This window comes from Peribacillus frigoritolerans, assembly GCF_030676415.1.
Classification (GTDB): domain Bacteria; phylum Bacillota; class Bacilli; order Bacillales; family DSM-1321; genus Peribacillus; species Peribacillus frigoritolerans_A.
In genome coordinates, this window is the sequence record NZ_JAUUTW010000050.1 from 17,678 (window position 1) to 30,048 (window position 12,371).

Here is a 12,371-nt window from a genome sequence, read left to right on the forward strand (position 1 = left end):
GCCTTAATTAACTCGGCGAGCATAGAGTTAATTTCCATGGTTAATGCCCCTTTTAGTATTACATTAAATAATTTTATTACTGAATACCATACTTTAATTATCTTCATCTTGGTAATTTTTAGTTCAGGTTGGATATTAAGCAAACCCCTTTTCCATATACTTGAATGGATTAACATGTTAGCTCAAGATAAATATTATGAACCAGTAGACAAGAATGGATTTGTTAGAAGTAAATCAAGAAAAAGTAGGAAAATAAAATATACGTTTATTTTGTATAAAAACATCATCCAGAACCTTAAATACTTAACGAGCATTTTAGAAGAAAACAAAATGGAACGTGAGAAGATAGAGAAATTGAAACAAGAATGGGTTGCGGATATAGCACATGATTTAAAAACTCCTCTTTCCTATGTAAAAGGGTATTCTTCAATGCTCTTATCAAACAATCAATGGACAGATGAAGATCGTAGGAATTTCCTTATTAAGATTGAGGAAAAGTCAGAGTATATGGAATCATTATTAATTGACCTAAATGATATGTTCGAGTTTGACTCCCAACCACTAAATGTAAAAAAAGAACAGCATGATTTAGTGGACTTCATCAGAGAGGTTATTATTGAATTAGCAAATGATCCAATGACCGAAGGATACAATTTTCAATTCCTAAATAAAATGAAAGGAAATTTCCCTTATTCTTTTAGTCCTTCTGCCATTAAAAGAGTTTTACATAACTTATTGACCAATGCGATCATTCATAATCCAAATGTGACCAATATCGATATTCAACTAGAAAAAGATGATGTTTTTGTAGTTATAGTTATTAAAGACAATGGGACCGGAGTAGAGAAAGGAACATTAAAACACATTTTTAACCGTTATCAACGAGGTACCTCTGATTCAAGTTCCGGACTAGGTATGACAATAGCAAAACAATTTGTAGAAGCTCATCAAGGCAATATCTCAATCGAAAGCGAAGTGGGCAAGGGAACTTCTGTTAGTATTCATCTTCCTTTGTAAAATTTTAAGGTTATTTTAAGATTATTTTAACTTTGAATTTAGTTTCGTCACCTATACTTTTGGCTGAGGTGATGAGGGTGACAAAGATTATTGAGGCGACCCAGTTAACTAAAGAATATAAAAAAACAACCGTAGTAAATCAAATTAACTTGTCTGTTGGACAAGGCGATATCTATGGATTCTTAGGACCTAATGGAGCAGGGAAAACGACAACAATCCGTATGTTATTAGGGCTTATTAAACCGACTAAGGGTGATATCAAGATTTTTGGGAAAGAGTTGGCGAGTCATCGTATTGATATTTTAAAAGGAATCGGTTCATTAGTTGAATATCCGTCCTATTACGGAAATTTAACTGGATTTGAGAATCTTGAAGCAATTCGTCGTTTGTTACGAGTTGAAGGTAATAATAGAATTAAAGAAATCCTTCATACTGTTGGACTGTTAAATGCTAAGGATAAATTGGTGAAAACCTACTCACTAGGGATGAAACAGCGTTTAGGAATTGGTATTGCATTGCTAGGATCCCCTAAACTACTAATTCTTGACGAACCTACCAATGGTCTAGATCCTGCCGGTATACAAGAAATTCGCGAATTGATTAAAGGGCTTCCATCCCAATTTGGAATAACCGTTATGATTTCAAGTCATTTATTAAGTGAAGTTGACCAAATGGCCAATAAGGTTGGTATTATCAATCGTGGTAATTTAATCTTTCAAGATCATATTGAGGAGTTAAGAAAGAAAAGCTCAACGAAAATTAATATAAGAGTAAATAATCCAAGGTTAGCTGAAAGTATTATTAAGAAAGAGGGTTTGGATGTAGCTCTTACTGCTAAAGAAGAGCTGTTCATTAATGAATGCGAAGACGGAAAGATAGCGTATATTGTTGAACAACTAATGCGTCAGCAGCTATCAATTTACCGTGTATATGAAGAAAAACGTTCACTTGAAGATATATTCCTTGAGCTTACGAGCGAGGCAGGAGGGGTTTCATGAACAATGTTATTGCCTCAGATAAGATTAAACTGAAACGGACATTTATTAAACCTCTTTCATACTTGTATCCAGCTCTTATTTTAGTTATAGCCTTTTTAGTTCTATCTATACAAAAAGATAATTTGGCTGTTCAATATAATAATATGTGGGAGTCAATGGTTGTCATCACACATTTTATAATCATATTTATGGTTCCAATGGCAATTACAATTTTAACTTCAAACCTCTCGAATATTGAACATCAAAACAATTCATGGAAACTTCTATTTTCTTTGCCAATCGCCAAATCTACTTTTTATTTCAGCAAAGTTTTTAATATTATTAGATTATGTTTGATTTCCGGAATGATTTTATTTGTGGGTTTTATAGTAATTGGAAAAACATTGAGTTTTACAGGTGAAATCCCCTATATGTTATTACTCAAAGAGGCTCTTTATCCTTATTTGGGTGCATTACCTATTATTACTTTTCAATTATGGTTGTCTATCAGATTTAAGAATCAAGCCTTTCCCATTGCTATTGGGATTTTTGGGGCTGTTTGTATGTTTTTTTTACAGATGAATAAAAGTACCACCCTTCTTTTTTGGGCTTATCCAGCTATGATGACTCCAATAAAACAAGAAATCGAAAATAATTCTTTAGCCGAAATCGTGCCTAATGATGACTTAGGTTTCTTCATGCTTTTGAGTATTGTTTTTGGATTAATCTTTATGATCATAGGAGTTATGAGTATTCATAAGCAGCAAGCAGAATAGGAGGGGAATTATATGATATTAGATTACATTTCATTTGAATGGTTTAAATTAAAACGCCAGAAGATATGGCTTTTAGTATTAATTGTACCCTTGGTTAGTGTGTTATTGGGAATTGCTAATTTCTTTGGTAATTATGATGTTTTAATGGATAAGCCTGTTGATAATCCATGGCTAGAAGCTTGGACACAAGTTACCTTATTTTATGGGATTTTATTTCTTCCAATTGCGTCGGGAATCTATGCAGCCATAGTGTGTCGAACAGAGCACTTAAATGGAGGATGGAAACTTCAGCTGTCCCTTCCGGTTTCAAAAACTATGGTTTTTTTATCTAAATTATTTGTTGTGTTATTTTTAATTCTTCTTATGCAGATTAGTCTTGTATTGTTTTATATAATTGGCGGGTTGATTACTAAATTCCAAGAGCCAATACCTTGGTACTTTATTTGTACAGCAATATTATTAAGCTGGATTGGTACTTTTTCTTTATCGTCAATTCAACTATGGCTATCTTTTAAAGTGAAGAGTTTTAGTATCCCATTGGGTATTAATGTCGTACTGTCATTATTGGTATTTGCAGCGTATACATCTAAATGGGGAATGTTTTATCCCTGGGCTCAACCATCCTTTGTAATTTCAGCTCCGGAAGAAAGCCCAATTGATTCTCTCCCAATATTTATTAGTATTGTAATGACTACATTCGTTATTACTTTGGTTTTAGCAATTTCCAAATTTAAAAGAAGTGATCTTGAATCTTAACGATAAGGGAAAATCATATTTGAAGAAATTCAGCGAAGTGATGATGGTAAGAGAGTAATTAAGATAATAACAAGAATACTAGCAGGTCTGTTTCTACTATTATCTTTGTACTATATTATCTGGAGTTTTGTTAGAAAAGATGATTTCTCAAGGATTATCGTCTAATCGGGAGCTATCGCTGTTAGTATTATTGCAGTCGAAAAGCTACTTTTAAATAAAAGAAGGTTTATAGTTTATTGCATATTGGCGATAGGCCTTTTCTTTTTAGGTATTCTAAATATAAATATTTTATTGGTTTTTGAAAACTGCATGATGAAAATTTCCATTAACTTGTGCGTTAGTGGGATAAGGTTCAATTAAATTATTAAACTTTTTTATAAGAAATGAATCGAGCATGTTTTGATTAATCTTTTTTCAAAACATGCTCTTTATATTTGTATTTATGCCAAAGTTAAAAACGTTCATTGAATTTTTGTGTGCAAAATACCTTGTCAAAAATATGCAAAATTAAAGTGACAGATCATTTTTATAAAAATCTATTTTTGTACCACATCCGACCGTTTTTGGTACACTAATTGTTTATGCGAAATTGAATATTCAGATAATAAATTTATTAACAGAATTGTTCTTGTTAACTTAAAAAACAAATTCCATTAAAAGCAGGTAACAAATAAAGTAGGCAAAACAAAGTTCGGACAATTACGGAAATGCTCAATGCCTTAAATAACTACTGTACTACCTATGATTTTCTTTATGTAAACCAATGTTTACACCATATTACTAAGCGTTTGTGGCTGTTTTTCCATAATTGTTATAAAGTGGTACTAGGAGGTGAGGGTATATGGAACTGGGAGAACAGTTGCAAAAGTTAAGAGTACAAAAGAACATGTCTAGAGAAGAACTAGCTCAAGAAATGAATGTATCTAGACAGGCAGTTTATAAGTGGGAGAACAATAAGGGATATCCTGATATTGAGAATCTTATAAAGTTAAGCGAACTATATGAGGTTACATTAGATGAGCTGATTAAAAATGATCGTACATTTCAAAAAAAAATAAGTATTGATGAGGATAAAAAAAAGGAGAATGATCTTACAGGACCTGGCTTCTATATAGGTATTATATTCGTATGTTTTGGCCTTTTCATTGACTTAGGCTCCTATTCTATCGGTATTACCATTTTGGGATTTTTGACAATGGCGTTTTATGAAGACTTAAAAAAGATATTTTGGAATGTAAAGAAAGATTTTAACGAGCAGTAGAGTTTTAAGCAAAAAGCTGTTGTTTAAAGCATATGTTTGTCCTTTTAAAGTTTGAAGGAATGATTTGAGGTGTAATTTTGAGCCAACTTGCTATTTTAGTTATTTGTGCAGCATGCCTAATCCTAGGGGTGTTTGTAAAAAAGACGAATTCTTAAGACTACAAATCACTATGTATATCATATTCAATTTTAGTTTACATAATATTATCGACTTTCGCCAAGGAGCTATTCTTAGTAATCATTACAGGGATTTGGCTTCCTTTCGTCTAACTTACCAAGTGACAGACATATAAAAGATATGTTATGGTGTCATCTCTACATATAAAATAAGAATAAAGGATAAGGTGCTTGACTATGAACAAAACAGACTTAGTAAATACTGTGGCAACACAAGCTGAATTAACAAAGGGAGACGCGAAAAAAGCAGTCGATGCATTGTTTGAAGCGATCTCTAATACGCTCGCTAAAGAGGAAAAAATCCAAGTAGTTGGATTTGGCACATTTGAAGTGCGCGACCGAGCAGCTCGTACGGGTAGAAACCCACAAACAGGAGAAGAAATCCAAATTGCAGCTTCCAAAGTTCCTGCCTTTAAACCAGGTAAGGAATTAAAAGAGGCCGTTAAATAAAAGTCATAGTTGGTAAGTGTAAAAATACTCTGGGGATGAGATATTCCTCCAGAGTATTTTTTTCTTTATGTAAAGTGTTAGGTTTTTACTATCCTATCGGTTTTCATATAGGTTAAATGCTATGGGTCTTGACGTCAACTCCACCCCTTGTATACACACGTATAGGCGTTTGTATTAGAGTTCACCCGCATGACTTAAGTGGCTATCTTAAAGCTTGGAAAGAATGGAGAGTGTATCTTCCTTCTATGTAAATGGTGATTCTTAATGAACTAACGGTTACCTTAGCTGAAGGTCGGATCGTCTTTAAGGCAGATTTTCTATAATGAACTAACGGGGCAGGATAGTTCAATAAGCGTTGTGTAGTCGAACGGTACGAGATATTTCTAAAAAGATTTGTTATTGGTAAAATAAGTTAGGTATTCAGAAGTAAAGAGATCTAACAGAGGAGAAACAGACCTATGCCAGAAAATAAAAATGATTCATTTCGTAATATGAATATTAAAGAAAAGATGGCAACAGTTACCGGATTAGCATTTCTCATTACCCTGGTAGTGGGCTTTGTATTGGGGCTTTATTTCTTTGGACTAGCAGGGGTTTTTGAACTGTTCGGCGTTCAATATGAATCTATCTGGTCATTGATTGTTTTTGTTGTCAGTTTCTTTACTTTAGGAATCATTGTCGAATTGTTTTCCAAAGCAATTTTCAAGCTGTCTGTCCGAAATATAACAGGGAAAATTAAAGTATTTTTTATCCGAATCAGTTTTGAAGGCATATCGAACTGGCTAGTCCTGTTCGCAGTGGATGAGTTTATGAAAAGTATTACAATTTCCTTGAAAACAGAGATTATTATTGCATTGCTACTTGCAATAATAGAAATTGTTTTCGACGATGATAAGGAAATCTCCTAATAAAAAAATTCAACTAAGTATATTGGGGATTTTTTGTACCTTAGGTTAATCTGTTGATCGTGTTTTATGAAATGAAATACAGAAAAAAGTGCTTGATTTTTACAAAATCAAACACTTTTTTCTATTAATGTTTCTTTAATTATAGAAGCGCCCTTGTTTCTTAATCTAAACTTAATTCATAGTGATAGAATTGTTCATCACGTTTGTATCCATTCTTTTCATATAACCCTTGTGCAGAGTAATTATCAGGAGCCGTACTGAGGCTTATGCTGTTAGCTCCAGTTTGAATAGCGTAATCTTTAGCTTTATGTAAAAGCATTTCTCCTATTCCTTGTTTTCTGGCTTGTACAGCTACATACAAGTCATTTAATATCCATGCTCTTTTCATAGATATTGATGAAAAAGTAGGATAAAGTTGAGTGAATCCTATATACTCCTGTTTGTCTTTAACAACAAATATTACAGAATCCTTACTTTCTAAGCGTTTTTTTATGTATGTTTTTGCATTATCCAAATCTGATGATTTTTGATAGAATACACGATAAAAATTAAATAAATTTGATACTCCTTTTAAGTCTTCAATCGTAGCTTGATATATTTCCATTTGAATTTCCTCCTATTAGCTTGTGTTTGCTCATGTTTGACAAAAAGACTCCACTCAACGTTATAAGTCCTCCAATTACAGCATAAGTAGTTGGAAGTTCCCCAAGCCAGAACCAGGCTATAAGAAAGGAGATAACAGGGGTTAAATAAAGAGAACTTGTTGCTTCTGATGCTCCTGTTCGTGAGGTAATATACGCTAGAGTAAAGTAAGGAATTACGGTTGGGAAAATTCCTAGATAAATAACCACTAGTGTTATATCTATGGGAGCATGAATAATCGCCTCTCCAAGACCTGGAGAAAATATCATCATGAAAATAGTACCTGACCAAATCGTGTATATTGTAAAAGTAACAAAACCATATTTTTTTAAATAAACATTCTGAAAAACAAAGTAAATACTTTCTGAAAGGGATGCAACTAAAACGAGGATAATCCCGATATTGAAAGAAAAACGTTCAGTTGACCCACCTAAAAAAATAAATGCCATACCAGAAAATCCAAGTAATGAGCCTACCCATCCCCAAAATCCAAACTTCTCACGGAAAAAGAGAAAAGCCAACAAAGCTGTGAATATAGGTGTTGTTGAAACTAATAAACTAGCAACCCCAGCACTAATCGTTTGTTCCCCATAATTTAGTGCCGTCTGATAAACTGCAAACCCTAAAAAACCAAGTAATAAAATTATTGGTACATCTTTTACTTCTGGTAAACGAATACCTTGAATAACCGCAACAAGAATCAATATTAATGATCCAATTAATAATCGTAAAAGGGACACATGTTCAGGTGAATAAGCAGTCAGTGCAACTCTTATCCCAGGGAATGCTGATGCCCATAGAATAATCGTAATCAAATGAGCAAAAATAAGTTTTAAATTTAAAATAAATACACCTCATCCTATGTTTTATTCCAACCAGTAAAATCTGATAGTTCTCATCTTAATATGACTTTGGTAAGATGTCTTCAACAGGTTAGATAGAAAAAAACCAACCAATTTGAAATTGGATGGGAAAAAGGAGTACATATGAAAAAGCCAAAATACAAATTGATTGTTGATTTCATAAAAGACAAAATCTCCAAGAGTGAGTGGGAAATAGGTAGTCGGATACCAAGTCAACGTCATCTGGCAAAAATGTTTGATGTCAATCGAAGTACAGTCATAACAGCACTAGAAGAACTAATGGCAGAAGGACTGATAGAAGGAGAAGCAGGAAAGGGGACTGTTGTTACCAATAATACTTGGACTTTGATGGGAAACCGATCCTCAACCAATTGGAATGAAAACGTCACTTTAGGTATTCATAAACCGAGTGTTTCAACGGTACGAGAAATCAATGAAGCTGAATCTAATAATAATCTGATTCAATTAAGTAAAGGAGAATTATCACCAGAGATGTTCCCTTTAGAAGAAATGAGGTCCATTGTACAAAAGGTTTCGAAACAATTGACACCCTTTGGATATGAAGAACCAAAGGGAAATATAAAGTTACGCCAAGCAATTAGTGATTATCTAAAAATAAGAGGAATGGAAGTATCTCCATCATCCATTCTTGTAGTTTCAGGTGCACTTCAGGCTTTACATCTTATTTCAATAGGACTTCTACAAAGAGGGTCAACTGTATTTTTAGAAGTGCCATCTTACCTTTACTCGTTGACTGTTTTTCAATCTATGGGTATGGAGTTGAAGGGATTACCAATGGATAAGGAAGGGATTAAGGTAGATTCAATTTATCAGATAAAGGAAAAAAGAAAGAGTATTTTATATACCATCCCAACCTTTCATAATCCAACAGGCACGTTAATGCAGAAGAAAAGAAGGGAGGAACTCATTGAATACTGTGAAAGAGAACAACTTCCCGTTATTGAAGATGATGTGTATCGTGATTTATGGATGGATACCCTACCACCAGAACCGTTGAAATCATTGGATAATTATGGGAATGTGTTATATCTTGGTAGTTTGTCAAAAACATTAAGTCCTGGTTTACGAATTGGATGGGTAGTTGGCTCCGAATCAGTTATTAACCGATTAGCTGATTTAAAAATGCAATCGGATTATGGATCAAGTACGTTGTCTCAGCTCGTTGCATCGGAGTGGTTATCCAGTGGATTATATGATCGACATCTTGAAAATGTAAGAGAACAGCTTAAAGTTCGGAGAAGTACGGCTTTAGAAGCTTTGAACAAACATTTAAGTTTTTATGCTACATGGGATGTCCCAACAGGTGGTTTCTTTATTTGGATTAAAATAAAACCTATGTTTAAAGTGAAAAGGTTATTTGATAAAGCATTATCCAAAGGTCTTCTTCTTAACCCTGGTAGTATTTATGCAGAACAATCAGGACAGTTTATACGATTATCTTTTGGCTTTTCTTCGCTAGATGAAATTAAAATAGGCATATTTCAGTTAAGTGAAATCATTAAGAATCAATAAGGACATGGATTACTTATGTCCTCTTTTGAATACTTTTTTCGAATTTTTTAATTATAGGACGCTTTAATGAAGTAAATAAATCCTAATTTTTCTGTGTTAATTTAATAACGAGAAATTAGGATTTTTATATTTGGATTTCCTTACCATTGTATTCAGTTAAAAATTCTCTAAGCGTATGTTTTCCGCGTTTTGTTGGTAGGGCCCCTTATAGAACTAACGGGGCAGGATAGTTCATTAAGAAACCCAATGAACCCCATGGTATAATATGTAATATAAATACATAAGAGCCTAACAAGGGGGAGTTATTAAGCGTGTATTCGCAGATGCAAAAGAAAAGCATGGTATGCGTTGGACTACTTTAAGGGGACTTAAAAAATTGTCGATGCAGGCGATGCTTACTTTCGCTGCCATTAATTTAAAGAAGATGGCCAATTGGACATGGCGAGGTCCAAAAATGGCCTAACATAGTGGGCTCGTAGAGCCCCAATCTCTTAACTTTAGGCGAAAATTCAAAGGGAATTTCAAAAGGGGTTCAGAATTTTTTAATTCCGAACCCCTTTTGTCTACAAACTGAGAATGAGCTGTTTAAACAGCTCATTCTTTCTAAAGTAATACCTGAATATTCACTATCAATTTTTCATTATCTTATCAGCTCTGTGTACACTTAAAAATAGAACCACCATTGATACCACAACAAAAAATACCCAATAACTAATACTGTATATTGCCAATATTATTGCAATAATTGACAATATTATAGACGAAATTAAACCAGACACTACTTTTACATCTTTCAAAACTTTGTATTTCATTATTTTGCTTCACCTCAACGAAAACTGAAGATGTGTTTAACTGTTCGACTTATCGAACTTTAATTTACCAGTAGGAAGGAAGACACCCTCTTTTTGGGTAACATTAATTACTCGCATAATACCTCTTGCAACACCAACAACATAACCAATGAAAAGTCCCAAACCAACACCAATTAGCAGTAATGATTTAGGTGATATTTCTAAAATTGAGGGAGTGTTATTTCCAATCCAATATCCACCGAACGTACCTATAAATATTACCGAACCAATGATCAAGAAACGGTTTAAAACAGAACCAAGCATAACATCACGAATTTTCTTATCCATATTAATAATCCCCTCCACTAAATTTAAAAATCTTGCATCCATGGCATTGATAAATACATCAATTACCTCTTTAAAAGAAAGATTCCTGTTTTCCAAAATATATAAGAATTCTTCTTCATAGCGTTTTCTCCACTTTTTAGGATACAGATGGATTAGCCACTTCATATTAGACCTAACCTTTCAAATCCCAACTTGGTAACAGTTTCAATTTCCTTTAATTTTTCTTGTAGATACTGTCTGCCTTCAGAAGTAATTTGATAAGGCTTTTTTCTATCTTTTGAGGGAATAGCTTCAATTAATTTTAATTTCTCCATTCGACTAATAGCACCATATAAGGTCCCAGGTCCAATTTTAATGTCGTATGAATTTTCAATGTCTTCCATGATTGCATAACCATGTTTGTTCCCCTCAGCTAAACTAATTAAGATAAACAAAGTTGGTTCAGAAAATCGGTCAGTTGAACTCACAGTTGTCATCCCCTTTCAATTATTACACCAAACGTTATAACGTGTAACGTAATAGTAAGCCGTAAAAAAATATATGTCAATTAGTTTTGTACTTTCCACACTATTATCCGATTTATGTTGATACAATCATTAGCTTAGAATAATGACTGTTCCACACGATAATCCGAATACCCTTTAAAACATTTGGGTGTGGTGGGTTGACAGTTTCGTTCATATCAGTTGAATAAGCGTAGTTTATTCGTACTGCGACATAACAAAATAACAGCAACTGATGTTTCTGTTTCTTTTTTGAGATTTGGAGAATTATAAATAGGGATAGTCAAATCACTATCCCTAACGATACATATGATTTCGATTAACGAGTTTTTCCGCCTAATTGTTGTTCAGCCATTTGCACTAAACGTTTTGTAATTTCTCCACCAACAGATCCGTTTGCACGAGATGTTGTATCAGCGCCAAGTGTAACACCGAATTCACTAGCGATTTCGTATTTCATTTGTTCTAGAGCTTGCTCTGCACCATTAACTACTAATTGATTATTGTTGTTATTTCTAGCCATGTTGTCAGCTCCTATGAATGTAATGTGTTGCTAGTCATAGGTTTTGATATTGTTAAGAGTTATATACATAGAATTTAAAATAAATTAAGGCAGCTTTTTCTTATGGAACTATCGGGGCAGGTTAGTTGAAGAACAAAAAATTTATAACCATAAGGAAGACTTATGGTTATAAATAATAACTTTTAAATTTCCTTATCATTCCAATTGTCGTAAAATTGGAAATAGCAAAACTAATATCCATTTGAAGTCAGAGGAGAAGGATATAAATGCCCTTTATTTTTAAATCAATTGACCATATTCAGCTCGCTGCTCCTAAAGGTAGTGAGGAAACTGCAAGAAAGTTTTTTAAGAATATTTTAGGTTTTGACGAAGTTGAAAAACCTGAAGAATTAAAGAAACGTGGCGGGGTTTGGTTTGAATTTGGAAATTATCAAATACATATAGGAATCGAAGAACCATTTTATCCAGCCAAAAAGGCACATCCTGCTTTTGAAATAGAAAATATAGAGGAATTAAAAAAACATCTGGTAACAAACGGGATTGATGTTATTGAAGACGATAAACTTCCAGGAGCTAAAAGGTTCTATATTTCCGACCCTTTTGGTAATCGTATGGAATTGTTAGAGTGGATTAAAGAGTAAACACTTTTATTGCAAACTAACGGGTGCTTTACTTCAATGCCAGGAGCTGATCAACAGCTCCTTTTCCTATGGAACTAAAGGGGCAGCATTCCTGTAATAACTGAAAATGAGGTTTGAACGAAAAAAGACCTCTTGATAAGATGAATGTGTCCTAAGCTGGCCAGCTAAAAAAGGACAAAACATCTATTTGGAGGTCTCACAATGAA

General features: G+C 33.5%; 14 protein-coding genes and 1 pseudogene. 10 read left to right on the forward strand and 5 right to left on the reverse strand.

Going from position 1 to position 12,371, the window contains the following annotated elements:
* Window positions 1-36 precede the first annotated feature (36 nt).
* The 7 genes from Q8G36_RS26820 (at window position 37) to Q8G36_RS26850 (ending at window position 6,321) form a co-directional block, all read left to right on the forward strand.
* Complete coding sequence (locus tag Q8G36_RS26820) at window positions 37-1,017, forward strand: sensor histidine kinase (RefSeq protein ID WP_305162851.1); 981 nt, start codon at window positions 37-39, stop codon at window positions 1,015-1,017.
* 77 nt (window positions 1,018-1,094) lie between these two features.
* The gene (locus Q8G36_RS26825) at window positions 1,095-2,015 is read left to right on the forward strand and encodes an ABC transporter ATP-binding protein (RefSeq protein WP_370694131.1); all 921 of its coding nucleotides are present in this window, start codon (window positions 1,095-1,097) and stop codon (window positions 2,013-2,015) included.
* Window positions 2,012-2,770, forward strand: coding sequence for an ABC transporter permease (locus Q8G36_RS26830; protein WP_305162852.1), 759 nt, complete (start codon window positions 2,012-2,014; stop codon window positions 2,768-2,770). The genes Q8G36_RS26825 and Q8G36_RS26830 overlap by 4 nt, the downstream gene beginning before the upstream one ends.
* Before the next feature lie 12 nt (window positions 2,771-2,782).
* A complete protein-coding gene (locus Q8G36_RS26835) occupies window positions 2,783-3,526 on the forward strand; it encodes an ABC transporter permease (protein ID WP_305162853.1) in 744 nt (247 codons plus the stop codon).
* Window positions 3,527-4,367: 841 nt separating this feature from the next.
* Window positions 4,368-4,787, forward strand: a complete 420-nt coding sequence (locus tag Q8G36_RS26840) for a helix-turn-helix domain-containing protein (protein WP_305162854.1) — start codon at window positions 4,368-4,370, stop codon at window positions 4,785-4,787.
* Between the two features lie 353 nt (window positions 4,788-5,140).
* On the forward strand, window positions 5,141-5,413 hold the full coding sequence (locus Q8G36_RS26845; protein ID WP_305162855.1) for an HU family DNA-binding protein: 273 nt from the start codon (window positions 5,141-5,143) through the stop codon (window positions 5,411-5,413).
* A 458-nt stretch (window positions 5,414-5,871) separates the two neighbouring features.
* Window positions 5,872-6,321 carry a YrvL family regulatory protein gene (locus Q8G36_RS26850; protein ID WP_305162856.1) on the forward strand — a complete coding sequence of 150 codons (450 nt, stop codon included), beginning with the start codon at window positions 5,872-5,874 and terminating at the stop codon, window positions 6,319-6,321.
* Window positions 6,322-6,481: 160 nt separating this feature from the next.
* Here Q8G36_RS26850 and Q8G36_RS26855 read toward each other — a convergent pair whose 3' ends face one another.
* Together Q8G36_RS26855 and Q8G36_RS26860 are read right to left on the reverse strand one after the other, a co-directional pair.
* Window positions 6,482-6,925, reverse strand: a complete 444-nt coding sequence (locus Q8G36_RS26855; RefSeq protein ID WP_305162857.1) for a GNAT family N-acetyltransferase — start codon at window positions 6,923-6,925, stop codon at window positions 6,482-6,484.
* On the reverse strand, window positions 6,900-7,808 hold the full coding sequence (locus tag Q8G36_RS26860; RefSeq protein WP_305162863.1) for a DMT family transporter: 909 nt from the start codon (window positions 7,806-7,808) through the stop codon (window positions 6,900-6,902). Before Q8G36_RS26860 ends, Q8G36_RS26855 begins: the two co-directional genes overlap by 26 nt.
* Before the next feature lie 117 nt (window positions 7,809-7,925).
* Between Q8G36_RS26860 and Q8G36_RS26865 the strand changes: the two genes are divergently transcribed.
* Window positions 7,926-9,359 (forward strand): PLP-dependent aminotransferase family protein, encoded by a 1,434-nt coding sequence (locus Q8G36_RS26865; RefSeq protein ID WP_370694133.1) that lies wholly within the window; start codon window positions 7,926-7,928, stop codon window positions 9,357-9,359.
* Window positions 9,360-9,663: 304 nt separating this feature from the next.
* Window positions 9,664-9,822, forward strand: a pseudogene (locus Q8G36_RS26870) (transposase); the annotation flags it as partial.
* A 385-nt stretch (window positions 9,823-10,207) separates the two neighbouring features.
* Here the strand turns inward: Q8G36_RS26870 and Q8G36_RS26875 are convergent.
* From Q8G36_RS26875 to Q8G36_RS26885, 3 genes are all read right to left on the reverse strand, one after another.
* Complete coding sequence (locus Q8G36_RS26875; RefSeq protein WP_305162859.1) at window positions 10,208-10,663, reverse strand: hypothetical protein; 456 nt, start codon at window positions 10,661-10,663, stop codon at window positions 10,208-10,210.
* Entirely contained in the window at window positions 10,660-10,965 is a 306-nt protein-coding gene (locus Q8G36_RS26880; RefSeq protein WP_090759874.1) for a PadR family transcriptional regulator, read from the reverse strand. Before Q8G36_RS26880 ends, Q8G36_RS26875 begins: the two co-directional genes overlap by 4 nt.
* A 355-nt stretch (window positions 10,966-11,320) precedes the next feature.
* Window positions 11,321-11,524, reverse strand: coding sequence for an alpha/beta-type small acid-soluble spore protein (locus tag Q8G36_RS26885; protein ID WP_034313264.1), 204 nt, complete (start codon window positions 11,522-11,524; stop codon window positions 11,321-11,323).
* A gap of 266 nt (window positions 11,525-11,790) precedes the next feature.
* Here Q8G36_RS26885 and Q8G36_RS26890 point away from each other — a divergent pair, with 266 nt between their 5' ends.
* Window positions 11,791-12,165 carry a VOC family protein gene (locus tag Q8G36_RS26890; RefSeq protein WP_098937224.1) on the forward strand — a complete coding sequence of 125 codons (375 nt, stop codon included), beginning with the start codon at window positions 11,791-11,793 and terminating at the stop codon, window positions 12,163-12,165.
* Window positions 12,166-12,371: the final 206 nt, after the last annotated feature.